26 protein-coding genes and 1 pseudogene are annotated in these 24772 nt (G+C 31.9%); 19 read left to right on the top strand and 8 right to left on the bottom strand.

Features of this window, described 5'->3' with window-relative positions; all coding sequences use genetic code 11:
• Positions 1-176: 176 nt before the first annotated feature.
• Positions 177-455: a hypothetical protein gene (locus KA909_RS06515; protein WP_193839394.1), complete on the top strand. Its 279-nt coding sequence runs from the start codon at positions 177-179 to the stop codon at positions 453-455.
• A 485-nt stretch (positions 456-940) separates the two neighbouring features.
• On the opposite strand, the gene KA909_RS06510 is transcribed toward KA909_RS06515, so the two are convergent.
• Entirely contained in the window at positions 941-1966 is a 1026-nt protein-coding gene (locus tag KA909_RS06510) for a threonine aldolase family protein (RefSeq protein ID WP_075109290.1), read from the bottom strand.
• 209 nt (positions 1967-2175) lie between these two features.
• Between KA909_RS06510 and KA909_RS06505 the strand changes: the two genes are divergently transcribed.
• From KA909_RS06505 to KA909_RS06480, 6 genes and pseudogenes are all read left to right on the top strand, one after another.
• On the top strand, positions 2176-2370 hold the full coding sequence (locus tag KA909_RS06505; RefSeq protein ID WP_075109291.1) for a hypothetical protein: 195 nt from the start codon (positions 2176-2178) through the stop codon (positions 2368-2370).
• Between the two features lie 55 nt (positions 2371-2425).
• On the top strand, positions 2426-3907 hold the full coding sequence (cls, locus tag KA909_RS06500) for a cardiolipin synthase (RefSeq protein ID WP_210130056.1): 1482 nt from the start codon (positions 2426-2428) through the stop codon (positions 3905-3907).
• Positions 3908-4178: 271 nt separating this feature from the next.
• Positions 4179-5044: pseudogene (locus tag KA909_RS06495) on the top strand (ABC transporter ATP-binding protein).
• Between the two features lie 3 nt (positions 5045-5047).
• Positions 5048-5785, top strand: coding sequence for an ABC transporter permease (locus tag KA909_RS06490; protein WP_075108761.1), 738 nt, complete (start codon positions 5048-5050; stop codon positions 5783-5785).
• Positions 5786-6883, top strand: coding sequence for a sensor histidine kinase (locus KA909_RS06485; RefSeq protein ID WP_193839392.1), 1098 nt, complete (start codon positions 5786-5788; stop codon positions 6881-6883).
• Entirely contained in the window at positions 6880-7482 is a 603-nt protein-coding gene (locus KA909_RS06480; protein WP_193839391.1) for a response regulator transcription factor, read from the top strand. The genes KA909_RS06485 and KA909_RS06480 overlap by 4 nt, the downstream gene beginning before the upstream one ends.
• 160 nt (positions 7483-7642) lie before the next feature.
• On the opposite strand, the gene KA909_RS06475 is transcribed toward KA909_RS06480, so the two are convergent.
• Positions 7643-7822 (bottom strand): hypothetical protein, encoded by a 180-nt coding sequence (locus tag KA909_RS06475; protein ID WP_193839390.1) that lies wholly within the window; start codon positions 7820-7822, stop codon positions 7643-7645.
• A 350-nt stretch (positions 7823-8172) separates the two neighbouring features.
• Positions 8173-8364, bottom strand: coding sequence for a hypothetical protein (locus tag KA909_RS06470; protein ID WP_053029380.1), 192 nt, complete (start codon positions 8362-8364; stop codon positions 8173-8175).
• 167 nt (positions 8365-8531) lie between these two features.
• On the opposite strand from KA909_RS06470, the gene nucI reads away from it, so the two are divergent.
• A complete protein-coding gene (nucI, locus tag KA909_RS06465) occupies positions 8532-9071 on the top strand; it encodes a thermonuclease NucI (RefSeq protein ID WP_193839389.1) in 540 nt (179 codons plus the stop codon).
• A 63-nt stretch (positions 9072-9134) separates the two neighbouring features.
• Here the strand turns inward: nucI and KA909_RS06460 are convergent, their stop codons facing one another.
• Positions 9135-9992, bottom strand: coding sequence for a hypothetical protein (locus KA909_RS06460; RefSeq protein WP_070855566.1), 858 nt, complete (start codon positions 9990-9992; stop codon positions 9135-9137).
• Between the two features lie 288 nt (positions 9993-10280).
• Here KA909_RS06460 and KA909_RS06455 point away from each other — a divergent pair, with 288 nt between their 5' ends.
• On the top strand, positions 10281-10862 hold the full coding sequence (locus KA909_RS06455; RefSeq protein ID WP_075108756.1) for a hypothetical protein: 582 nt from the start codon (positions 10281-10283) through the stop codon (positions 10860-10862).
• Between the two features lie 64 nt (positions 10863-10926).
• Here the strand turns inward: KA909_RS06455 and KA909_RS06450 are convergent, their stop codons facing one another.
• Positions 10927-12309: an aspartate kinase gene (locus KA909_RS06450; RefSeq protein WP_210130055.1), complete on the bottom strand. Its 1383-nt coding sequence runs from the start codon at positions 12307-12309 to the stop codon at positions 10927-10929.
• A 198-nt stretch (positions 12310-12507) separates the two neighbouring features.
• Here KA909_RS06450 and KA909_RS06445 point away from each other — a divergent pair, with 198 nt between their 5' ends.
• From KA909_RS06445 to KA909_RS06430, 4 genes are read left to right on the top strand one after another with little or no spacing between them, the layout of a single operon-like run.
• Positions 12508-13785 carry a homoserine dehydrogenase gene (locus KA909_RS06445; protein ID WP_193839388.1) on the top strand — a complete coding sequence of 426 codons (1278 nt, stop codon included), beginning with the start codon at positions 12508-12510 and terminating at the stop codon, positions 13783-13785.
• A gap of 5 nt (positions 13786-13790) precedes the next feature.
• Positions 13791-14852 (top strand): threonine synthase, encoded by a 1062-nt coding sequence (gene thrC, locus KA909_RS06440; RefSeq protein ID WP_193839387.1) that lies wholly within the window; start codon positions 13791-13793, stop codon positions 14850-14852.
• A 1-nt stretch (position 14853) separates the two neighbouring features.
• The gene (gene thrB / locus KA909_RS06435; protein WP_193839386.1) at positions 14854-15771 is read left to right on the top strand and encodes a homoserine kinase; all 918 of its coding nucleotides are present in this window, start codon (positions 14854-14856) and stop codon (positions 15769-15771) included.
• 53 nt (positions 15772-15824) lie between these two features.
• Positions 15825-16628 (top strand): Cof-type HAD-IIB family hydrolase, encoded by an 804-nt coding sequence (locus KA909_RS06430; RefSeq protein ID WP_075108752.1) that lies wholly within the window; start codon positions 15825-15827, stop codon positions 16626-16628.
• Between the two features lie 91 nt (positions 16629-16719).
• Here the strand turns inward: KA909_RS06430 and KA909_RS06425 are convergent, their stop codons facing one another.
• Positions 16720-17034 carry a hypothetical protein gene (locus KA909_RS06425; protein WP_053029389.1) on the bottom strand — a complete coding sequence of 105 codons (315 nt, stop codon included), beginning with the start codon at positions 17032-17034 and terminating at the stop codon, positions 16720-16722.
• Between the two features lie 148 nt (positions 17035-17182).
• Complete coding sequence (locus KA909_RS06420) at positions 17183-18634, bottom strand: amino acid permease (RefSeq protein ID WP_070855570.1); 1452 nt, start codon at positions 18632-18634, stop codon at positions 17183-17185.
• Between the two features lie 214 nt (positions 18635-18848).
• On the opposite strand from KA909_RS06420, the gene KA909_RS06415 reads away from it, so the two are divergent.
• From KA909_RS06415 to KA909_RS06395, 5 genes are all read left to right on the top strand, one after another.
• Positions 18849-20363, top strand: a complete 1515-nt coding sequence (locus tag KA909_RS06415; protein WP_053029391.1) for a catalase — start codon at positions 18849-18851, stop codon at positions 20361-20363.
• 90 nt (positions 20364-20453) lie between these two features.
• Positions 20454-20603 (top strand): 50S ribosomal protein L33, encoded by a 150-nt coding sequence (rpmG, locus tag KA909_RS06410; protein ID WP_001265708.1) that lies wholly within the window; start codon positions 20454-20456, stop codon positions 20601-20603.
• Between the two features lie 485 nt (positions 20604-21088).
• Entirely contained in the window at positions 21089-21358 is a 270-nt protein-coding gene (gene rpsN, locus KA909_RS06405; RefSeq protein ID WP_070855571.1) for a 30S ribosomal protein S14, read from the top strand.
• A gap of 146 nt (positions 21359-21504) precedes the next feature.
• On the top strand, positions 21505-22482 hold the full coding sequence (gene guaC / locus KA909_RS06400; protein WP_193839384.1) for a GMP reductase: 978 nt from the start codon (positions 21505-21507) through the stop codon (positions 22480-22482).
• A gap of 14 nt (positions 22483-22496) precedes the next feature.
• On the top strand, positions 22497-23522 hold the full coding sequence (locus tag KA909_RS06395; protein WP_210130054.1) for a CAP domain-containing protein: 1026 nt from the start codon (positions 22497-22499) through the stop codon (positions 23520-23522).
• A gap of 229 nt (positions 23523-23751) precedes the next feature.
• On the opposite strand, the gene lexA is transcribed toward KA909_RS06395, so the two are convergent.
• Positions 23752-24375, bottom strand: coding sequence for a transcriptional repressor LexA (gene lexA / locus KA909_RS06390; RefSeq protein ID WP_053029396.1), 624 nt, complete (start codon positions 24373-24375; stop codon positions 23752-23754).
• Positions 24376-24517: 142 nt separating this feature from the next.
• Between lexA and sosA the strand changes: the two genes are divergently transcribed.
• The gene (gene sosA / locus KA909_RS06385) at positions 24518-24751 is read left to right on the top strand and encodes a DNA damage-induced cell division inhibitor SosA (protein WP_193839382.1); all 234 of its coding nucleotides are present in this window, start codon (positions 24518-24520) and stop codon (positions 24749-24751) included.
• Positions 24752-24772 lie beyond the last annotated feature (21 nt).

The raw sequence follows: 24772 nt of genomic DNA, 5'->3' as shown, positions 1-24772 counted from the left end.
CTATGGTTAATTTTTTAAGAAATAAAAGGAGTGTTTAACAACATGAAATTCAACAGGGAGCAAATATCTCTATATTTAACTATAGGTATATTTATATTAGTATTACTGACTTTAATAACCAGCTTAATAAATTAACTTAAAACAATGAGTAATTTAAAATAGATGGAGTGAACAGTATGAGTAATATAACAATCCATATTGACGAAGATTTTATGCATAAATTGATTGAAGAGAAACTAGATAATATATTGCATAATTATAAGAGACAATATGCTTCAGTAGGTATTAAAGATTTAGTAACTTTAACTGGATTAAGTAAATCAACGCTTCAAAATAAAATAGTCTGTGAACCTGAAATTGTTGAAGTAACTCGCCGGGTTGGATCTAGAGTAATTTATCTGTATCCACAAGTGCTTGAAGCTTATCAAAAAGTTATTAATAGAATAGGCGTATGATAAAGGGCAGTACTCTAAACTATAGGTGACTAATATAATAAAACAAGAGTCCGAAACAAAAATAATATAATGAAGCTATTTTGCAAATTCGCAGTAGCTGACTGAACTGAGAAAGCACTTAATTCAAGCTTTTCTCAGTTCTAGTCATCCTTGCGGGCGGGGCCCCAACAAAGAGAATTTCATGAAGAAATTCTACAAGCAAAGCAAGTTGGGGTGGGACGACGAATTTAAAAGAATTCTGCCCCACTCCCACTTAAAATTCAATGTTAACGTGGTAGTGAATGTGATTAACATGATTGCTTAAACTTTTATAAGGAGAATAAAAAAGTGGAATTTAATATTAAAGTCACTATAGAAAAACGAGAGCCATCTAAAAAAGAAAAAATTATAGCACTCTTTGGATTAATTGTAATTATAGCCGGTATTTATTATAAGCTACATTAAAAAACAGGATTTCCTTTTCAGGAAGTCCTGTTTCTCTATTATCAAATTAACTCTAATAACTTATCTACATTTTCTTCGGTAGTAGCCCAACTTGTCGCAAATCGTACGACACGATGATTATCGTCATATTTCTCCCAAATCGCGAACTTCACTTTTTGTTTCAATTCATTAATCTTTTCTTCACTTAGCACGAAGAATTGTTGATTGGTAGGTGAATCGAAGTAGAGTTGATAGCCTTTTTCAAGGAATCCTTTTTTCATTTTATTAGCCATATTGATGGCATGACGGCTAATATCTAAGTATAAATTATTAGTGAATAATTCCAGAAATTGTACGCCTACTAAGCGACCTTTAGCAAGTAATGCACCATGTTGTTTGATTCGAGTGGTAAAGTGTTTTGGTTCATTGTTTTTAGTGAACACGATGGCTTCACCACATAGCGCACCTATTTTAGTACCACCTATATAAAAGATATCGCAGTATTTAGCAATATCTTCAAAAGTCAAATCACTTTGATCACTCATTAAGCCATAACCTAAACGTGCACCGTCCATAAATAGTGGTACTTGATGTTCTTTGCATACATCGGAAAGATTTTTCAATTCCTCTTTAGTATATAAAGTACCGTATTCTGTCGGATGCGAAATATAGACCATTCCAGGAAAAACCATGTGTTCGCGTTTGAAATCATTGTAAAATGTATCTAAATATTCATTCACTTCTTTTGGTCTGATTTTACCTTCATGAGATGGTATTGCTAACACTTTATGACCACTAAATTCAATCGCACCTCCCTCGTGTACGGCGACATGACCTGTATCCGCTGAAATTACACCTTCATATGGCTCTAATACTGAATTAATCACAACTTGATTGGTTTGCGTACCGCCAACTAAGAATCGTACAGTCGCTTCTGGACACTTAATGGCTGATTTAATTTTTTCTGCTGCTTGCTTTGAAAATTGATCATCACCATAACCAGAGGCCTGGATTAAATTGGTATCAAGTAATCGTTGTAATACGTTTTCATGTGCACCTTCAAGGTAGTCATTTTCAAAAGAAATCATATAATACCCCACAATCTAAATAGTTTAATTATTCTGAAAATTTAATAGAATGACTTTAGTATACAATAATTTAGCACTTATGTGAATTTAATATTTTAAATATAAAATTGTAAGCGTTTTAATTAAAAAGGTGAAGTGTAAATTTATTTGCGATTTAAATGTAAAAAGACTATGATTTAAACAAATAAGTTGAAATGGAGTGTTATAAAATGAGCAAAATCAAATTTAAAAAAATTCAAGAAAAAACTCTGGATGAGCTAGAAAAAGAGATTAATGTATATCTTGAAAGTGATGAAGGTAGCCAATATGAAGTTTTGAATATTTCGATTGATAAAGTAGAAGAACGTAAATTCCCCAATAATGAAGAAGTACTTAACGCAATTATAATATTAAATGCCAAGTAATATATTGATTGAATAGATAAATCCAAATTATAAAATTAAATAGGAGTATTATTTTATGAAATTTATGTTCGGCCCAGATTTGGGGACGTTTTTTACGATTATATTAGCACTAGGATTTGTGATAAATCTAATATTAGCATTTATTATCATTTTTTTAGAAAGAAATAGACGTAGTGCATCATCAACATGGGCATGGCTCTTTGTATTATTTGTTTTACCATTAATCGGGTTTATACTCTATTTATTTTTTGGAAGAACAGTTTCAAAAAGGAAAATGGAGAAAAATAATGGTAAAGAATTGGATACATTTAAAGATCTAGTAGATGAACAAGTTAAACAATTCGATGCATATCGTTATCAAACTCATAATCAGCAAGTAACGAAACATAGGGATCTTATTAGAATGTTATTAAACAAGCAAGATGCATTTCTAACAGAAGAAAATCATATTGATTTATTTACGGATGGCCACAAGCTTTACGACAAAGTGATTGAAGATATTTATAATGCGAAAGACTACATTCATTTAGAATATTATACATTTGAACTTGATGGCTTAGGTCATCGTATAATAGATGCATTAGAAACAAAACTTAAAGAAGGTTTGGAAGTTAAAATATTATATGATGATGTGGGTTCTAAGAAAGTAAGAATGTCAAAATTTCATCATTTCCAATCACTAGGTGGCGAAGTTGAAGCCTTTTTTGCCTCTAAGTTCCCACTTGTCAATTTTAGAATGAATAACCGGAATCATAGAAAGATTATAATTATTGATGGACAAGTAGGATACATCGGAGGATTTAATATTGGTGATGATTATTTAGGACTTGGTAAGTTAGGGTACTGGAGAGATACGCATATTCGTGTTGAAGGTAATGCCATCGATGCATTACAAATACGTTTTATTTTAGATTGGAATTCACAAGCACATCGTCCACAATTTGAATATGATGAGAAATATTTCCCTGAAAAGAATCAGCATAAAGGTAAATCAGCTATACAAATTGCTTCAAGTGGACCTGCTTTTGAGTTACATCAAATAGAGTACGGCTATACTAAAATGATTATGAGCGCCAAAAAATCTATTTATATGCAAAGTCCTTACTTTATTCCAGATCAATCCTATATCAATGCACTGAAAATGGCGGCGAATGCTGGCGTAGATGTACATTTAATGATTCCATGTAAACCAGATCATCCATTCGTATATTGGGCGACGTTTTCAAATGCTGCTGAACTATTAAATAGTGGTGTGAAAATTTATACGTATCAAAATGGTTTTATCCACTCTAAAGTTATGATAATTGATGATGAAATATGCAGTGTTGGTTCCGCTAACATGGACTATCGTAGTTTCGCATTAAATTTTGAAGTGAATGCATTTATCTATGATGAAAATATCGCCAAACAAATTAGAACTGCTTATGAAGAAGATATTAAAAAATCTAAATTATTAACATTAGACGCATATAATAAACGTCCACTTTCAATTAAAATAAAAGAAGATATAGCAAAATTAGTATCACCAATTTTATAGTATTCAGAATAAGAACATACACAAACTAATCTAATAAGATTACTTGTCGGTCATTGCCGGTTAAATGGAGAAGGCATTTTGTTTCTCTATTAAATCTAATGGATTAACCTATTTATGAGATTAAGCGACACTGAGTTGCTTAATCTTTTTTGCTATTTTGTCATCATTTTACTATGACAAATGTCATATTAAAGTCATGACATTATGAACTAATTTCAGCTTCGATAAAAGAATAAGATAGATGTATAAATGATAAGGATGTGAGTTCGTAATGATAAATATCAACCAATTGAATAAATCGTTTGGCCTGAAGACTATATTAGATAACATTACTTTAAATATCGAAGAAGGAAAATGTACAGCTTTAATCGGAAAAAATGGCGCAGGCAAGTCAACATTAATTGATATACTAATTGGTCATAAACATGCGAATAGTGGATCTATTGAGGATACATCAAATCTAATTTCGTCGAAGAATATGGGGATATTATTTCAAACTACACATTTGCCTAAGCTCATTAAAGTGAAAGAGTTATATCATTTATATGCACAATTATATCCAAATCCCATGACATTTGAAACGTTTCAAAGATTAACGCATTTTACGGATGTCCAAATGAATCAATATGCTAATAAATTATCAGGAGGCAAAGAAGAATATTAGATTTTGTACTCATTTTAATAGGAAAGCCTCAATTCTTAATATTAGATGAACCCACCACTTCAATGGATATTGAAACGAGGGAACATTTTTGGAATTTGATTAGTCATCTCAAACAAGATGGAATGACCATATTGTATACGTCTCATTATATTGAAGAAGTCGAAAGGATGGCTGACAAAGTTGTGTATATAGAGCACGGTAAGGTTAAACTTAATGATACACCGCAAAATATCTTGTTTAGTCAAAATAATTCTATTATTGAAGTCATGAAATATACAGAAGACCAATATCATCAACTTTCAGAAATATACCATATAGATATTATGAATAATAATTTAAAAATACATTCAGAAAATGTTGAGTCAGTCATTATGAACTTAATTAAAATCCAAATAGATTTAAACCAAATTACAATTTATAAGAAATCTTTACTGGAACATATGTTTTCAAATGAAGAAAGTGTGGTGCAATAGCTTATGTTAAAGACAATGACTTTACTCAATTTTGAATATAAATTATTGTTGCGACGTAAATTTTCGTCATTTATGGCATTTGTTTTTCCGCTTGCGTTCTACTTACTATTTACATCTTTAATTGATATGCCAGAAGATGCAAAAAAAGTTTTTTATAAAGAATATATGTATAGTATGACTGTATTTAGTTTAATGGGCTTCTGTTTAATGCAATTTCCATTAGAAATTATAGATGAAAGGAATAATGGATGGTATAAAAAAATAATATCTACACCCATCACTGCACTAAATTATTATTTAGCTAAAATACTTAAAACAATGACTTTATTTTTTATTTCAATTGTACTTTTATATAGTGTGGCCCATTTCTATAAAGGTGTATCACTTAAACCAAGTGAATGGATCTTATCTGGTGTAACACTATGGTTAGGTGCTAGCATGTTTCTAACTTTAGGTTTAATTATTACGCAATTTAATGAAACACAGAAAGCGAGTAGTATAGCAAATTTACTTAATATTGTTTTAGCGATTATTGGCGGTTTATGGTTCCCAGTAAGTACGTTTCCAGATTGGATGCAAACCATTACTAAGTTAACACCAACGTATCATTTACGTCATTTGGCGCTTGAACTAGGTAAAGGTCATGGCTTTAATCTTCAATCGTTCCTTATTTTAGGTATTTATAGCATTATTTTTTTAGGTATTGCATTATTAATTAATAAGAAGAAAGAGGTGGATTAAATGAAACGTAGTTTAGGCGCTAAAATGGGAGAAATTTCATCTTTAATTTACTTAATATTTCCTTATTATGGTTTATATTTAACGTGGAGACATGAAAGCTTTTTCATTAATCTTTGTATAGTCATCATTTTTACGATTGCATATGCAGGGTTAATTCTATTTCATGAAACATTAAGCCACCGAATGAACTTAATTTTATTCATTATTCACTTTTTAGCGATTATCTATTTTGTATATGCATATAATCCGTCATTGAGCTTATTTTTCTTCTTCAGTGCTTTTGCAATACCATTTTTATTTAAAAAAGGGATTAAATCAATCGAATTTGTTTTATTAATAAGTTCAATGATTGCTTGTATCATCATCACAACTATACATTCCAATCACTTATATGTTGTGAGTATTATTATATATTATATTGTCATTTTAGCGATATTGTTTGGTAATTTTAAAATTGTGAAAGAAAGACAATATCGTCAACAAATTGAGGAAAAGAATAAATATATTAATATTTTAATTGCAGAGCAAGAACGCAACAGAATCGGTCAAGATTTGCATGATACATTAGGTCATGTATTTGCAAGTTTAAGTGTGAAATCAGAGTTAGCAGCGAAACTGATTGATAAAGATCCTCAAGCCGCTAAGAAAGAAATTTTAAATATAAATGAAATGTCGAAAGAAACATTGGAGAAAGTAAGGCACATTATCGAAAATTTAAAAGTACAAAGTTTTGAAGAGGAAATTCAATCAATAGCGCAAATATTACAGGATGCGAATATTCACTTTCATTTTGAAAATAAAAGAGGCGCGAGTTCTCTTAATCCAACTAAACAAACCATATTATCTATGATACTTAGAGAAGCAGTTAACAATGTGATTAAGCATGCACAAGCCACTGAAATTAACGGGAAAATAGAAAATAATGACATGGGTATTCAATTCACCATCAGTGATAATGGTATAGGTTTGAAACAACCTAATAAAGTGAATTTAAAAAGTATTAATGATAGGGTAGCGTTATTAAACGGTACTATTCATATCACTTCTAAACAGGGTACGACCATCGATATAATGATTCCGAGAGAAGGTATACAATGATTTCAATCGTGATTGCAGAAGATCAAAATATGTTACGTAAAGCAATGATACAATTAATTGAATTTCATGATGATTTAAAAGTAATCAATGATTTTGATAATGGTGTTGATGCATTGGAATGCATTACGCATAATCAGCCCGACATCGCTATTCTCGATATTGAAATACCAGGGATGACAGGCTTAGAGGTATTGTCGCAATTAAGAGAACACAAAGTTAAAACGAAGGTAATTATTGTTACGACTTTCAAAAGGCCTGGTTATTTCGAAAGAGCAGTTGCAAACGATGTCGACGCATATGTCTTAAAAGAACGCTCAGTCGACGATTTAGTTACCACCATTCACAAAGTTTTAAATAGCGAAAAAGAATATAGTACATCTTTAATGACATCTTTATTTAAAGAGGCCAATCCTCTAACGCATAAAGAGCAAGTAGTACTACGTGAGATTGGAGAAGGGTTAAGTAATAAAGAAATTGCGGATAAGCTTTATCTTTCAAATGGGACAGTAAGAAATTATATGTCTAACATTATTGATAAGCTCGAAGCGGAGAATCGTTTTGATGCTTGGAAAAAAGCGAACGATAAAGGTTGGATATAGTATTGGATTAATTTCATCAAATAGACTGCATAAAAGTGCAGAACATAAAACTGTGTTTAGGTTACTATACTTCAGTAACCGAAAACAGATGATTTTATGTTCTGCATTTTGTTTACAAAAAATCGCGTACGTTGAAGTTGAGCGCGACATTTTAAATATATTACTTATTCTTTTCTTGCTTTTCTAAATTGTCGACATGAGTAGCTAATAAACGTAACACTTGCGCTACTTTATCTGGAGGGGTGTCTTTTGACAAGGTATGCTCGAATACATTGCCATTTTGTGTTTGAACTTTATATATTAGACCGTGATGATCTATAATGACGTCTATAATTTCCATAATGACACCTCGCTAATTGATTTGATGATGAGGCTTTTGTAGCTACTTAAAAATCCATCCATTTTTATAATTAATTTTATACAATTAAGGTATTTCTTATACATACCACTAATTTTAAAAATTAACCTTAAATATAAAAAAATGTGGGAGTTAGACAGAATTTAATTTTAATTCATAGTCTCGCTCCCAATTAGCTTTACTTCTAAAATGTTTTATGCGATTCATTGTTGTACCATGCTCGAAATGATAACTAAAGTTGAGAAAAACGAATATAACAACTTTCTCAATTTAATTAGCCATTTCAAATATGATACGTCACCTTAAAAATAATAGTGTTGTCATTGTTGTTATTATTTGTTTTTTCTTTTACGTACGATCGATTGAATAATATAAGCAATAAATCCTACTAACACGCCTAATAATATCGCTACTACGACAGATACAATAATAGGTAATTTATAGACGATTTGAAGAATCACCCCGACAATAATAGCTATGATAACAGCTATAACTGTCACTAAATTTTCATTTTTCTCAGACATCTATGTCACTCCTAACGCATTTATTATAGCATGGTATGACTCAACAATTCACTTATTGCGTGTAAGGTTGAGTCTAACTTTGTTCAATAAAATTAAGAAGCCATTGACGATTAATTTTAATTTATATATGATATTTATTATTGAAATTAAAAGTGTAGGTGACAACTGTGAATTCGAAAAAATCCCTTAGCATCATAGTATTAGCAGTTTTAGTAATAGGCGTTTTAGCTTTTCAATTTATTAATCATACAGGTCCATTTAAAAATAGTGGCACGCAATCTTCATCAAATTCTACTAATATGAAAGATAAAGAAAAAGTACATGTAGAACGTGTGGTAGATGGTGATACCTTTGTGGCAACTAATGAAGACGGCAAAGAAATTAAAGTTAGGCTTATTGGTGTAGATACACCAGAAACAGTAAAACCTAACACACCAGTTCAACCTTATGGTAAAGAAGCGTCAAATTATAGTAAACAACATCTAAACGGAAAAGATGTATACTTAGAATATGATAAAGAAAAAGAGGATCGTTATGGACGAACTTTGGCGTATGTGTGGTTGAATGATAACACGATGTACAACGAAGAATTAGTAAAAAAAGGATTAGCACGTGAAAAGTATTTCTCACCAAATGGCAAATATCGTCATATATTCGAACAAGGCGAACAACAAGCTAAAAAAGATAAAGTGAATTTATGGAGTTAAAAATTTAAGCGATTGACACGTGTATCTGTAAAAAGATGGAATGTCAATCGCTTGTTTAATGCATTAATTATTAAAGCTATTTACAATTTTAGTCACTTGTTCTTCAGAAAGCGGATGCTTAGATAAATCAATTGCATTTTTGATTACCGCTTCAAGAGATGACTTAGTCGAAACAGTATCCACATATTGAGCTCTTTCATCTGAACCTTCAATGATATTGACACTACCATCACTAAAGTAAACGACACCGATACTTTGTACTTTATGGTTAAAGTGATTTTCAATACCGTCTTTTAGAATTTTAGAATTAATTGCTGCCTGTTCATATGGATCATGATCATAAAATTCATAAATGACACGGTTACTTTGGATTTTTTCGATGAAAGTATAAATCTCACTTCGTGGTGAATCGAACTGACTATGATATTGTTTGCTAACATAATGACCAACAATTTGATTGACATCAGTTGTGTCGATTTGCATATCATCGTCAACTGGTGCATCAAAGTGATAAAATGTCTTTTGTTTCCAGTTTTTGACATCAATATTGATTAAACCAACATCTGAAACGACGATATAATCAAACGTTCTAGCATATTCAAAGAAAGGATGCTTAGTAGCTAAATTACTTGTCGTTATAATATCATAGAATTTTAACTTTCCTTCGTCTTTATACTTATCAAGTATGCCAGTTAAAACGTGCTTTGCGTTTCGTTTAGCATGTGAGCTTACGTCATTATTAGAACTAAGCATTTGATTTTTGAGTTCTAAATTTTCATTACTAAGCGACGCATTCTTTGTTACCATCTGATTTCTCGCGTAAACTTCTGTATCAACTCTATCTTGCATATAACGTTGATTTAAGATGAACGCTAAAATAAGAATAACGATGATAACAACCAAGATAATTGTTAATGTCATAATTCATCACCTATGTTCGAATTTTTCATTTTATATCACTCATTTATTGTAATCTTAAAGACGTGAGTGATATGAAATAACATATAAATTATATCTATTATATTTGCGTAGTTCAACAAAATATAAATTAAGTTAAATTGTTAAATTAATAAAAATAATCTAATTATTAGTCATATCAATCATTTTTTTAACATCATTTTTAACAATACTTCACAATTCGTAAATTGAAAACTCAAATCAGTATATGTATAATTAGTATATGAAAGCGTTTCCTTTGGAGGTAGTAATATGGAACATCAACAACATGTAGAAGAGCTAGTTAAAATATTAAAAAATAAATGTCGTACTTCATTCAAATTTCACGGGGAAGTCGCAATGCAGTTATTTTTAAGTGATAATTTTATTCTACCTTCTAGAGTCGACATTTGTGTAGAGCGCAAGCAACTCGTCGAAGTACTAAAAGTAATTCCTTCCACATATCAATTAAATTATTATGATAAAAATAATGCGTTAATGGATCGTAATCAACTAAGTGTGCCAGAAATAGCGCACATAGATATTACGTTTAACCAACAATTGTTAATAAATATCTTCATTTATGATGTGGTGAATGAAGAATGGATATTTAGACTTGATAATAATATTCGTATTCCTATGAATAGCATATACTTTCATTCATTGACGTGGGGCGTAGATTATATTAAGCCAGAAATTGTATTAATGTATGATTTATTAGATAACCAAAACTATCATCAATTACCTAACTACAAAATGGTTTTAGACTCTTTAAGCTATTATCAATTTGTAATTTTGAAAGTAGTTGTGGGTGAGCAACGTATAAAAGAAGCTTTAGCCAATAATCATTCATAAAAAACATCTAATATTTAAGTAAAATGTAAAGGAACATGATTACTTAAATACTAGATGTTTTTAATTATGCTCGCTTATTTAAGTTTTTTAAACAAACGCCGTGATAACAATATTCATATGTAGACAAAACAGCTTTATCTGCATCTTCAATTGAAATACCAAACATCATTGAAATTTCTGATGACCCTTGGTTAATCATTTTTAAATTGATATTGGATTCTGCTAAGGCATGCGTGATAGTGTTCGCTGTGCCAATCGCTTTATTCATACCTTCGCCAACAATCATTAATATGGCTAGATCATGCTCGATACTTAATTCATCGACATCACAACGTTTACGAATCGCATTGAGTACATCTTTCTCTTTACCTTTTAATTGATGCGTACGGAGAATGATACTGATGCTATCAATCCCTGAAGGCATATGGTCGAATGAAATATTATAGTCTTCTAATATTTCAAGTACCTTACGAGTGAAGCCAACTTGTCTGTTCATTAAATATTTTTTAATGTTAATTACAGTAAATCCTTTATCACAACTAATACCAATAATGACATTTTTATCACTTACATCTCTATCATGGCGAATAAATGTTCCTTTATCTTGTGGGCGATTGGTATTTTTTATAACCACTGGAATTCTATGTTTATAAAGTGGTTGCAAGGCTTCATCATGGAAGACGCTAAATCCTGCATAAGACAATTCACGCATTTCACGATAGGTAATCTCTTCAATAAGATCGGGGTTTTGAATAATATTTGGATTCGCTTTGAAAATACCTGATACATCAGTGAAGTTCTCGTAAAGAGATGCTCTAATTCCTCTAGCAATAATTGCACCCGTAATGTCAGAACCACCTCTAGGGAAGGTAACAACGTAGTTATTCTTTGATACACCAAAGAATCCAGGGATAATAATTTTGCCTTCAATATCTCTTAATTTACTTATCTGTTCATATGCTTCTTCTAAAATTTGTGCTTGCTGTGGTAAATCTGTTACTGAAATACCTGCATCTTTAGGTGAAAGATAAGTCGTTTTAAAGCCTTGTGAATCATTATATGAGGCAATTAATTGTGCATTAAAATTTTCGCCACAAGATAGAAGTGCATCATACAATCTTAAAGGTTCTTCTTTTAAAGTTGAAATAATTTCTTCTAATGTCTCGTCAATCACAGTTAATAACGACGTATCCATATCCAATTCTTGTAAGATATCAGCATATCGTTGAATAATTTCTTTCTTTTTATCCTGATAATTAAGGTTATTTAGCACTTTTTCGTATAATCGAACAAGAAGATCTGTCGTTTTAACATCATCTTTGTGTCGCTTTCCTGGTGCAGATACAATGATAATTTTACGTTCTGGGTCACTATTTACGATATCTAGGACTTTTTTTATTTGTGTTGCATTTGAAACTGAACTACCGCCGAATTTTGCCACTTTCATATACCTAATCAACCTTTCTAAAAAATCAGAAAATTCTATTTAATTTTCTGATATCACGTGATAATATATAGCTAAGTATTTACATTTTATGCTAAAAAGTCCTATCAATTTAATATGGTTTAATAGTATACTAAAACAAAGTATATTTCAACAAGACAATTGTATTTCTCAATTATACAAATGGGGGAAGATAAAAATATGAAAGAATTAAATATTGCTTTACTTGGTCTAGGAACAGTTGGATCAGGCGTAGTTAAAATAATTGAAGAAAATCGACAACAAATCATTGATACGTTAAACAAAGATATTGTTATTAAACATATTTTAGTACGTGATAAAACTAAGAAAAGACCTATTAATATTAGCCGATATCATTTAACTGAAGATGTTAATGAAATTTTAAATGATGATTCCATTGATATTGTCATTGAAGTTATGGGTGGTATCGAGCCAACTGTAGATTGGTTGAGAGATGCGTTAAAGAGCGGGAAACATGTCATCACTGCAAATAAAGATTTATTAGCAGTACATTTAAAATTATTAGAAGATTTAGCTGAAGAGAAAGGACTTGCATTGAAGTTTGAAGCGAGTGTTGCTGGCGGTATTCCTATTGTAAATGCAATTAATAATGGATTGAATGCGAATAATATTTCTAAGTTTATGGGAATACTCAATGGTACTTCTAACTTCATTCTTTCTAAAATGACGCGCGAACAAACAACGTTTGAAGAAGCACTTGATGAAGCACAACGATTAGGATTTGCTGAAGCAGACCCAACTGATGATGTAGAAGGCATTGACGCAGCGCGCAAAGTTGTTATTACGTCTTATTTATCGTTTAACCAAGTTATTAAATTAAATGATGTTAAGGTTCGAGGTATCAGCCAAACAACGCTATCTGATATCAATGTAGCTGATAAATTAGGCTATAAAATCAAACTAATTGGTAAGGGAACTTATCAAAATAGTAAAGTGAACGCATCAGTTGAACCAACATTAATACATAAATCCCACCAACTAGCTACAGTTGAAGATGAATATAATGCTATTTATGTCGTAGGAGATGCAGTAGGTGACACAATGTTCTATGGGAAAGGCGCAGGTAGCCTAGCTACTGGTAGTGCCGTTGTAAGTGACTTATTAAACGTTGCATTATTCTTTGAATCAAATACACATACATTACCACCACACTTTGAACTGAAAACGGATGCAACACGAGAACTGATGGATACGGAAGATGTAGTATCCATTCAAGAGAAGTTAAATTATTATGTCGTTCTAAAAAGTGACTTATCAAAAGAAAAATTTGAATCATTATTGAAAGAAACGTTACCATTCCACAAATCACTACAGGTTGAACAGCGTGATGATCAATCTTATGGTGTAGTTATTGTTGGTTTAGATCAATCACCGGAAAGCGTTTTAAGTAAAGCTGATTTTAATATCGAGAAAATTTATCCAGTTGAAGGGGTTTAATGTTTATGAAAAGATGGCAAGGTTTAGTAGATGAGTTTAAAGCATATTTACCAGTTAATAGCGACACACCAAAGTTAACTTTAAATGAAGGTCATACACCATTGATTCATTGTGACAATTTATCGGACATGTTAGATATTGATTTATATGTAAAATATGAAGGTGCAAATCCAACAGGTTCTTTCAAAGATAGAGGAATGGTTATGGCTGTTACTAAAGCGAAAGAACAAGGGAAGAAAGTCGTCATTTGTGCATCTACTGGTAACACTTCAGCTTCCGCAGCTGCGTATGCAGCAAGAGCTGGACTAAAAGCAATTGTGGTTATTCCAGAAGGAAAGATTGCACTTGGTAAATTGTCGCAAGCTGTAATGTACGGTGCTGAAATCGTTTCAATTGAAGGAAACTTTGATGAAGCGTTGGAAATAGTTAAGGAAATTGCTAAAAATGACGAAGAGATTGAACTAGTTAATTCTGTAAATCCTTATCGTATTGAAGGACAAAAGACAGGTGCATTTGAAATTGTTGAGCAATTAGAACAAGCACCTGACATACTTGCAATTCCAGTTGGTAATGCTGGTAACATTACTGCTTACTGGAAAGGGTTTAAAGAATATCATGAGAAAAAAGGTAGTCAATTACCGCGATTATTTGGTTTCCAAGCAGAAGGTGCTTCACCAATAGTACAAAATAAAGTGATTAAAAACCCTGAAACAATTGCTACAGCTATTCGAATTGGTAATCCAGCGAGTTGGACTAAAGCTACTAAAGCGTTAGATGAGTCTAAAGGATTAATTGATAGTGTTACAGATGAAGAGATATTAGAAGCTTATCAATTAATGACATCTAAAGAAGGTGTGTTTAGTGAGCCGGCTAGTAATGCTTCAATTGCTGGATTAATTAAATTACATCGTGCAGGTCGACTACCTAAAGGTAAAAAAGTAGTGGCAATTTTAACTGGTAATGGATTAAAAGATCCTGACACTGCTATTTCGATTTTAGATAATCCGATTCAACCGCTTCCTAACGATAAATCAAGTATTATTGATTACATAAAAGGGGCTTTGTAAAATGAGCGAACAATTGCACTTAAAGATACCAGCGTCTACGGCTAATCTAGGCGTTGGTTTCGATTCAATAGGTATGGCTATAGATAAATATTTGCATCTCTATGTGGAACGAATTGAAGGGGATAATTGGGAATTTACGTATCTGAATTCTGAATTAGCGTCACTTCCTAATAGTAAGGAGAATTATGTTTATAAAGTAGCGCAACAGGTTGCATCAAAATATAATGTTCAATTGCCTAGCTTAAGTATTTCAATGAGAAGTGACATTCCTTTAGCACGAGGCTTAGGATCTTCAGCATCAGCGTTAGTAGGTGCATTATATATTGCTAACTATTTTGGCAATATACAATTATCTAAATACGAACTACTTCAATTAGCAACAGAAATTGAGGGTCACCCCGATAATGTAGCACCTACAATATATGGTGGTTTGTTAGCAGGTTATTATAATCCCGAAACTAATGAAACGAACGTAGCACATATTGATGTACCAAACGTTGATATCATTTTAACTATACCTCCTTATGAATTAAAGACTGAGGACTCTCGTAATGTATTACCTGATCAATTTTCTCATAAGCGTGCGGTTCAAAGTAGTGCAATTAGTAACACGATGCTATGTGCATTAATTCAACATAATTATGAACTTGCTGGAAAAATGATGTCTCAGGATGGCTTTCATGAGCCATTTCGTCAGCATTTAATACCTGAATTTAAAGAGGTTAAAGCATTGGCTCAACAATACGATGCCTATGCGACAGTGATAAGTGGTGCAGGGCCTACAATATTGACATTGAGTCGTAAAGAGAAGAGTGGGCAATTAGTTAGAGCATTGAGACAACAAGTTGCGTCATGTCATTCTGAACTAGCTACAATTAATGAAATAGGTGTTGTAGAAGAAATTGTGTATCCTTCATAAATTTTATTGTAAAATATAAAAGAGTGAATTGTCGAAAGGAGTACACTTCAGATATGAATAATTATAAAATGGTTGTCATGGATATGGACGATACATTAATTAATAGTGAAAATAAAGTAAGTCAAGAAACAAAAGATTATTTAATAGATATTCAGAACCAAGGGTATAAAGTAGTTCTAGCTTCAGGAAGACCTACTGAAGGTATGTTGCCCATTGCTAAAGAACTTCAATTAGATGTACATGATAGTTACATCATTAGTTACAATGGTGGCAAAACAATCAAAGTGTCTACAGAAGAAGTAGAAGTGAGTCAAAGTGTATCGAAGAAAAATTTTGACCTTATTGCAGATTTTTGTCGTAAACACCATTTCTTAATATTGACTTATCAAGACGGATACATCATTCATGATGGTGATCACGAATATAGAGATATTGAATCTGAACTTACGGGACTACCTATGAAGCGCGTCGAAGATATTAAAGCATATATCAAAGAAGATGTACCTAAAGCAATGGGTGTTGATTATGCTTCGAATATCTCTAAAGTACGTGACGACCTGCATGGACGTTTTAATTCGGAAATAGACGTGACAACAAGTAAACCATTCTTTTTAGAATTTATGGCTAAAGATGTTTCTAAAGGTAATGCGATAAAAGCTTTATGTGAGAAAATGAATATATCATTATCTGACGTGATTTGTTTTGGAGATAGTTTGAATGATCAATCTATGTTTGAAGTCGTTGGTTGTGCGATTGCAATGGGAAATGCCAATGAAGAACTTAAAGCGATTGCGGATAAAATAACGTTAGATAACGATTCTAATGGCATACCAGAGGCATTGAAAGAACTTTTATAGTACAAAATAAGGCATGAGAAATGAGTGCGGTGTATGTTCATCATTAAAACTATGATGAACAAGCCATGCTTATTCTCATGCCTTTTTATATTTATTTAGCAGTATGTGTCCATTCATGTTTACCCTTATAGCGCTTAACATAAGCATAAACTTGGTCCGCAGCATAATCTAAATTGGTATAGACTGTAATAGTAAACGCAGACTGATTTTCACCAAATGGCTCTGTACTAAATACATCCTTTAAATGCGTAAACAAATTCTCCATTTGGTCATGTTCAAGGCTAGGGTACTCTCTTAAAGTACGTTTTAGCAATTGACCATTTTTTTCCTCGAGAGATTGTACAACGATAACGAAACGTTCTTCACTTTTAATGACATCATCAAATAAGTTTGTTTGACCAACCATTTTGCTATTCACCTCTAAGTCATCATCTTTACTATTATTATACTAGATAACTGATTTTTCGAAAATAATCAATATATTGTAACTATAAAAAATACGAGAAACAAAAAGCGGTTAATCCACTTTTAGTTTCTCGCACTCAATGATTTAATTAATCGTTATGATAATGATGTGGTGTAATATCCATATCATTTAATTTTACAAATTTTGTTTTTCTGATTATTTTATGAGCTAAGAAAATAAGCCCTAAGATAATGATTGGCAGAATATTAACGAAGAATTTGCCTATATTACCATCAAATAAATCTCCAATAGAATTACCAAAATATAAGAAAATTAAAGTTGCAAATACTAAAATTGGTCCTAGTGGATATAAAGGTGATTTGTAAGGTAATAGTTCATTAATATCTTGACCTTGGCGTTTAATTGCCCTACGTAATCTAACTTGAGCCCACGAACTAGCTGCCCATACAATAATGACCAATGAACCTATTATATTTAATAAGCTAAACACAGCATTTGAATAGAAATTAGCAATAATGATAATTGCGACAATTAAAATGTATGTTGTTACTAATGCACGTAATGGTAGTTTAGATTTATCATTTAATTTACTTAAGAATTTAGGTGCTTGTTTCTCATCACTTAAAGAGAATAACATTCTACTTGTAGTGTAGACACCTGAATTTGTCGCTGATAATAATGATGTCAAAATAACAGCATTGATAACTGAAGCGGCAAATGCAACACCAATTCTATCAAATACAATTGTAAAAGGACTTTGTGAAACGGATTCATTCTCATTTAATAATAATGGATCTGTATATGGAATAATAGCCGCAATGACACCTATAGATAATACGTAGAATAATAAAATTCTCCAGAATACTTGTTTAACAGCTTTAGGCATTGTCTTTTGTGGATTGTCAGATTCACCAGCAGTTACTGCTACAACTTCAGTACCACCAACTGAGAAGCCGGCTACTAATAGTACGCCTAAGAAACCAGATAGACCGCCTACGAATGGGGCGTCACCTTTTGTATAATTTTCAAAACCATACGTGTGACCACCTAAAATACCGAAAATCATCAAGAAGCCAACAATGATAAATATAATAATAGTTACAACTTTTATGAGTGATAACCAAAATTCAGTTTCTCCAAAGGCTTTAACCGTAAAAATATTTAATAAAAATACAATAGTTATAAAAATTAAGCTCCAAGTAAGTGGACTAAAGAATTTGAATACGTCCCAATAATAAAGCACATTTGAAGCTACCATTACATCTACGCTAGATACTAATGACCACATAATGTAATATAACCATCCCATAGTGAAGCCAAGAGAAGGGTCTACAAATCGCGTTGCGTAAGAACTGAATGATCCTGAAACAGGGTAAAAAGTTGCTAGTTCACCGATTGATGACATTAAAAAGTAAAGCATTACTCCGATTAATAAATAAGCTAAAATAGCGCCCCCAGGACCCGCTTGAGCAACAACACTACCTGTTGCTACAAAAAGCCCTGTACCAATTGCGCCACCTATAGCAATCATAGATATGTGTCTTGAGTTAAGACCACGTTTCATATTGTTATCTTCCATATGATGACTCCTAATTCTAAAATTTAAAATATACAAACCATTTTAATCCTTTTGAAGAGAGTATTCAATAACTTTTGAACAATTTAGCTTAAAAATTTTAAATTTTCTGACTTTTTACAGATTATTGAAAATGTTTCAATTATAGGACTTATGGGTTTATTAATAGTAGATTCTAAATTATAATTATTATAAATAAGTGAAAGGGGAATTAACTATGGCGAAAGATGATAAAAGATTGACTGGTTTGTTTGGGCACCCAGTTTCAGATAGAGAAAACAGTATGACAGCTGGTCCGCGAGGTCCTCTATTAATGCAAGATGCTTATTTCTTAGAGCAAATGTCTCACTTTGATCGTGAGGTCATTCCTGAACGTCGTATGCACGCGAAAGGTTCAGGTGCATTTGGTACCTTTACTGTTACAAATGATATTACAAAATATACAAATGCTAAAATCTTTTCAGAAGTAGGGAAACAAACAGAAATGTTTGCACGTTTCTCAACAGTAGCAGGTGAACGTGGCGCTGCCGATTTAGAAAGGGATATCCGAGGATTTGCACTAAAATTCTACACTGAAGAAGGTAACTGGGATTTAGTAGGTAACAATACACCTGTATTCTTCTTTAGAGATCCTAAATTATTTGTGAGTTTAAACCGTGCCGTTAAAAGAGATCCACGTACTAATATGAGAAGTCCACAAAATAACTGGGACTTCTGGACTGGTTTACCTGAAGCGTTACACCAAGTTACTATTTTAATGTCTGATAGAGGTATGCCAAAAGATTTCCGCCATATGCATGGTTTCGGTTCGCACACATATTCTATGTACAATGATGAAGGTGAACGTGTATGGGTTAAATATCATTTCAGAACGCAACAAGGTATCGAAAATTATACTGATGATGAAGCGGCTGAAATTGTAGGTCAAGACAGAGAATCTTCTCAACGTGACTTATATGATGCAATCGAAAACGGCGATTATCCTAAATGGAAAATGTATATCCAAGTCATGACAGAGGAACAAGCTAAAAATCACCCAGATAATCCATTTGATTTAACTAAAGTATGGTACAAAGGTGATTATCCATTAATTGAAGTCGGTGAATTTGAACTTAACAGAAACCCTGAAAACTATTTCATGGATGTAGAACAAGCAGCGTTCGCACCAACAAACATTATTCCTGGTTTAGACTTCTCACCAGATAAAATGTTACAAGGTCGACTATTCTCATACGGTGATGCACAACGTTATAGATTAGGTGTTAACCACTGGCAAATACCTGTAAACCAACCTAAAGGTGTTGGTGTTGAAAACATGTGTCCATTTAGTCGTGATGGCCAAATGAGATTCCTTGATGGTAACCAAGGTGGAGGCCCACATTACTATCCAAATAATAAAGGTGTGTATCAATCACAACCTGAATATAAGAAACCAGCATTCCCTGTAGACGGTGATGGCTACGAATATAATCAAAGACAAGACGATGACAATTACTTTGAACAACCAGGTAAATTATTCCGTTTACAATCAGATGATGCGAAAGAAAGAATCTTTACAAACACAGCAAATGCAATGGATGGTGTGAGTGAAGATGTTAAACATAGACATATCCGTCATTGCTATAAAGCTGATCCAGAATATGGTAAAGGTGTTGCCAAAGCCTTAGAAATCGATATCAATGATGTTGATTTAGAAGGTACTAACGACGAAACTTACGAAAATTTTAAATAGTACTGAAAAAATTCAATTGCGTTGAACATTGTATTATGGTAAAATTTTAAATCGTAAGTATTCCTAGTTAAACAAGAAAGGATGTTAATTATGCGCGTTAATGTAACATTAGCTTGCACAGAATGTGGCGATCGTAATTATATTACTACTAAAAACAAACGTAACAATCCTGAGCGTATTGAAATGAAAAAATATTGCCCAAGATTAAATAAATACACGCTACACCGTGAAACTAAATAATATCTTATCTTTTAAATACGACAATAAAGATAAAGTTAACAATGGGAAGTAGGGCAGAAACAATATTTTCTCAAATTTATTTCATTGTCCTCCCCAGGCTAGGTTGACTAGGTTTGAAATAGCTTGGTTTAAGCGTATTTCAAATCATCAACTATTGCCAAAATGATAATAGAGGCTGAGACATTTTATTTTGTCTCAGCCTCTTTTCTACGATTAGTCAAATACTTATAATATGGCAGTTTTATGAGGGTTCTCATTAGGCTGCTTTCTTAATTTGACGTAATAATTGATATGATAATGATCGTAAGAATACTGTCCATTTATAATAGTCATGATCATTCAAAATAAACGTTTTCTCGTTTTTTAATGATCACGAATGTTTGCAATTAATTTATTAAATTGAGTTATTCGTCTTGTAAATTTAAAATCATATGTTATTATATAAAACGTAATAATTACGATTTATAAAAATAGGAGTGACTCAAATGGCAAAAAAATCTAAAATTGCTAAAGAAATGAAAAGAGAAAAATTAGTAAATCAATATTATGAATTACGTCAAGAATTAAAAGCAAAAGGAGATTATGAAGCATTACGTAAATTACCACGTGATTCTTCTCCAACACGTTTAACTCGTAGATGTAAAGTGACAGGCCGTCCAAGAGGTGTCATGAGAAAATTCGAAATGTCTAGAATCGCATTTAGAGAACATGCACATAAAGGACAAATTCCTGGTGTTAAAAAATCAAGTTGGTAAAATTCAAATCTAGTACTTTAGTCCATTTACAAGACAATTAAAACATTGTAAAGTATATAAGGGTGAGAAAATGAATGATTTTTAGTTTTGATATACTAAACGTTCGTTTTTACTTAATAAATATGATTGTATAGGGGCTAAAAAGTATGAAAATTTTTGATTATGAGGATATTCAATTAATTCCAAATAAATGTATCGTTGAAAGTCGTTCTGAATGTGATACAACTGTCCAATTCGGACCTAAAACATTCAAGTTACCTGTAGTTCCTGCAAATATGCAGACTGTAATGAGTGAAGAATTAGCGCATTGGTTTGCCAAAAATGATTACTTTTATATAATGCATCGCTTTGATGAAGAAGCTCGTATTCCATTTATTCAAAATATGCAAAAAGAAGGTTTATTTGCTTCTATATCAGTAGGTGTTAAAGCAAATGAATTTAAATTTATTGAAGATTTAGCTGACAAACAATTGGCGCCTGAGTATATTACGATTGATATCGCTCATGGACACTCAGATTCAGTTATTAAAATGATTAAGCATATTAAAAAGCATATTCCTTCATCATTTGTAATTGCTGGGAATGTAGGTACGCCAGAAGGTGTTCGAGAACTTGAAAATGCAGGCGCTGACGCCACTAAAGTTGGAATTGGGCCAGGTAGAGTTTGTATTACTAAGATTAAGACTGGTTTTGGTACTGGTGGCTGGCAATTAGCAGCCTTAAACATTTGTAGTAAAGCAGCACGTAAACCTATTATTGCTGATGGTGGTTTAAGAACACATGGTGATATAGCCAAATCAATTCGTTTTGGTGCGAGTATGGTGATGATTGGTTCTTTATTTGCTGCTCACGAAGAGTCACCAGGTGAAACAGTTGAATTAGACGGTAAACGTTATAAAGAATATTTTGGTAGTGCATCTGAATTCCAAAAAGGCGAACATAAGAATGTAGAAGGCAAAAAAATGTTTGTTGAACACAAAGGGTCATTAAAAGATACTTTGACTGAAATGCAACAAGATTTACAAAGTTCAATTTCATACGCAGGTGGAAAAGATTTAAAATCATTAACAACTGTAGATTATGTTATCGTACGAAATTCAATTTTTAATGGGGACAAAGATTAAAATTTGAGTGGCAGGTGTACATTATCAAAAAATTCTTTTTACTTTCATTGGTATTGTTATTTGTAACTTTATTAATACCATTAAAAGAAAATCAAATACTAATAAATATTCAAAATGACGTAAGAAGTAAAGTTCAACAAGTAATGAACCAAGACTCAAGTGTTAAAAACAATGCACTAAAGACACCTAAAGATCAAGACTTTGCAATCAATAATATTCAAATGAATATGTCCAAAGACAAAGTTGAGCGTCAATTAGGTCAACCTAAAAGAGTAACATCTAACGAATATGGAACGAAATGGTATACCTATTACAACAATGATTACGAAAACTTTGTTATGGTTAGCTATATTGATAATAAGGTCAATGCATTGTATAGTAATCAGAATGTCATTACTTCTAAATCTAAAGTGAAATATAACACACCTAAAGATGTCGTAAAAGAACGACTTGGTAAGCCGTTAAAAGAAATGGTTAAAGGCAGATATCGAATTGATATCAGTAGTGATGAATATGATGTTTTCCATGAGGATAATATTTATACAACTGTTTTTTATGATAAACATAATGACAATGGTGTTACCGCATTACTTCAAGTTAGTGATGCTATGGAAAAAAGATTGACTCAACACTATGGTGCACCATCCTCAACGTTAGAACAGAGTTTTGAATATCAAAATTATGATTTAGTTAATGCAGAGCGAAAACAACATGGACTGAATACATTAAGTTATGCTCAAGATGTGTCTAATACTGCGAGAAAGCATAGTGAAGATATGGTAAAACAGAATTATTTTGATCATAACAATTTAGATGGGGCATCCCCATTTGATAGATTAAAGGCTGATAACATTGACTTTAACGCTGCAGGTGAAAATTTAGCTTACGGTCAACAAAATAGTATATTTGCACATGAAGGATTAATGAATTCACTTGGTCATAGAAAAAATATATTGAATTCAAATTTTAAAACACTAGGGGTAGGCGTTAATTTTAATGATGAGCGTCAGCCATATTGGACAGAAAATTATACTGGGTAAGTGTTTTAAACCAACTTATTTAGGGTATCTTTTAGTTGATAAGGAAGTTGATATTATGACAACTAAAGATGTGAAAAAACTAGATATTCTAGACAAAGTTAAAGAAATTTTGAATAAAAAAGAAAATGAAAAGCAAAAGAACTAGCAAAGTCTACATTGTAAACTTTGCTAGTTCTTTATTTATTTCGATATATAAGAGAGAGGTAAACGTAAATTTTAAAATTTAGAACTACAATTCTCTATATAAACCAATCACTTTACCTATAACGGTTACGTTATCAAGATAAATTGGGCTCATTGTACTATTTTCAGGTTGTAATCTATAACGTGTTTTCTCTTTATAGAAACGTTTAACCGTTGCCTCATCATCTTCAGTCATAGCTACAATAATGTCTCCGTTTTCAGCAATGGTTTGACTTCTAACGATAACTTTGTCTCCGTCTAAAATGCCAGCTTCAATCATACTTTCACCAACAACATTTAAAATGAAAATGTCACTATTGTGTGTAGATGTTAAATGCTCTGGTAATGGAAAATATTCTTCAATATTTTCTACTGCAGTAATTGGAATACCAGCAGTAACTTTACCGATTACAGGAACGTAAATTGTTTCTTCCATGTTAACTGAATCATTCGTTTGTTCGCTAACAATTTCAATTGCTCTTGGTTTAGTAGGGTCTCTTTTAATATATCCTTTTTCTTCTAGTCGCGATAAATGGCCGTGGACAGTAGAACTTGACGCTAATCCAACAGCTTCACCGATTTCTCGAACACTAGGTGGATATCCTTTCGTTTGTACTACATGTTTAATATAATCATATATTTCGCTTTGACGTTTAGTTAATTCTCTCATATATAGGCACTCCCTAGTTTTATTTAACTATAGTATAGCATTTATTTATTTAATGAACAAACATTTGTTCGTTTTTGTGTTGACTAGGAACAGATGTTCTGTTAAAGTGTGTATACAAACAAATGTTCTAGAGGTGGAAGTAATGTTTAATAAATATAAAAATAAATTAATTACGAATATAGCTGTTGTATCAATATCTTGTGTTGTTTTTATAGTATTTTTCATGAATTTATATCATAACGCTCAAACGGAACAAACGTACGAAATCACTGATCATACAATTTCTAAACAGGCAATAATTAAAGATGATAATAAGAACGTAAATAACACGAATGGGGAACAAAATGACTACAAAGTGTTCGCCTTTGTCAGATAAGTATCAATTTTGAGGTCTATC

The organism is Staphylococcus sp. GDX8P54P, from assembly GCF_017893165.1.
Classification (GTDB): domain Bacteria; phylum Bacillota; class Bacilli; order Staphylococcales; family Staphylococcaceae; genus Staphylococcus; species Staphylococcus borealis.
Note: the sequence above shows the minus strand (reverse complement) of the source record. Positions and strands in the feature narration are given on the sequence as shown.

Coding starts and splice junctions, on each gene's coding strand:
- KA909_RS06515 (WP_193839394.1), top strand. CDS start 177: ATGAGTAATATAACAATCCATATTGACGAAGATTTTATGCATAAATTG.
- KA909_RS06510 (WP_075109290.1), bottom strand. CDS start 1,966: ATGATTTCTTTTGAAAATGACTACCTTGAAGGTGCACATGAAAACGTA.
- KA909_RS06505 (WP_075109291.1), top strand. CDS start 2,176: ATGAGCAAAATCAAATTTAAAAAAATTCAAGAAAAAACTCTGGATGAG.
- cls (WP_210130056.1), top strand. CDS start 2,426: ATGAAATTTATGTTCGGCCCAGATTTGGGGACGTTTTTTACGATTATA.
- KA909_RS06490 (WP_075108761.1), top strand. CDS start 5,048: ATGTTAAAGACAATGACTTTACTCAATTTTGAATATAAATTATTGTTG.
- KA909_RS06485 (WP_193839392.1), top strand. CDS start 5,786: ATGAAACGTAGTTTAGGCGCTAAAATGGGAGAAATTTCATCTTTAATT.
- KA909_RS06480 (WP_193839391.1), top strand. CDS start 6,880: ATGATTTCAATCGTGATTGCAGAAGATCAAAATATGTTACGTAAAGCA.
- KA909_RS06475 (WP_193839390.1), bottom strand. CDS start 7,822: ATGGAAATTATAGACGTCATTATAGATCATCACGGTCTAATATATAAA.
- KA909_RS06470 (WP_053029380.1), bottom strand. CDS start 8,364: ATGTCTGAGAAAAATGAAAATTTAGTGACAGTTATAGCTGTTATCATA.
- KA909_RS06460 (WP_070855566.1), bottom strand. CDS start 9,992: ATGACATTAACAATTATCTTGGTTGTTATCATCGTTATTCTTATTTTA.
- KA909_RS06455 (WP_075108756.1), top strand. CDS start 10,281: ATGGAACATCAACAACATGTAGAAGAGCTAGTTAAAATATTAAAAAAT.
- KA909_RS06450 (WP_210130055.1), bottom strand. CDS start 12,309: ATGAAAGTGGCAAAATTCGGCGGTAGTTCAGTTTCAAATGCAACACAA.
- KA909_RS06445 (WP_193839388.1), top strand. CDS start 12,508: ATGAAAGAATTAAATATTGCTTTACTTGGTCTAGGAACAGTTGGATCA.
- thrC (WP_193839387.1), top strand. CDS start 13,791: ATGAAAAGATGGCAAGGTTTAGTAGATGAGTTTAAAGCATATTTACCA.
- thrB (WP_193839386.1), top strand. CDS start 14,854: ATGAGCGAACAATTGCACTTAAAGATACCAGCGTCTACGGCTAATCTA.
- KA909_RS06430 (WP_075108752.1), top strand. CDS start 15,825: ATGAATAATTATAAAATGGTTGTCATGGATATGGACGATACATTAATT.
- KA909_RS06425 (WP_053029389.1), bottom strand. CDS start 17,034: ATGGTTGGTCAAACAAACTTATTTGATGATGTCATTAAAAGTGAAGAA.
- KA909_RS06420 (WP_070855570.1), bottom strand. CDS start 18,634: ATGGAAGATAACAATATGAAACGTGGTCTTAACTCAAGACACATATCT.
- KA909_RS06415 (WP_053029391.1), top strand. CDS start 18,849: ATGGCGAAAGATGATAAAAGATTGACTGGTTTGTTTGGGCACCCAGTT.
- rpmG (WP_001265708.1), top strand. CDS start 20,454: ATGCGCGTTAATGTAACATTAGCTTGCACAGAATGTGGCGATCGTAAT.
- rpsN (WP_070855571.1), top strand. CDS start 21,089: ATGGCAAAAAAATCTAAAATTGCTAAAGAAATGAAAAGAGAAAAATTA.
- guaC (WP_193839384.1), top strand. CDS start 21,505: ATGAAAATTTTTGATTATGAGGATATTCAATTAATTCCAAATAAATGT.
- lexA (WP_053029396.1), bottom strand. CDS start 24,375: ATGAGAGAATTAACTAAACGTCAAAGCGAAATATATGATTATATTAAA.
- sosA (WP_193839382.1), top strand. CDS start 24,518: ATGTTTAATAAATATAAAAATAAATTAATTACGAATATAGCTGTTGTA.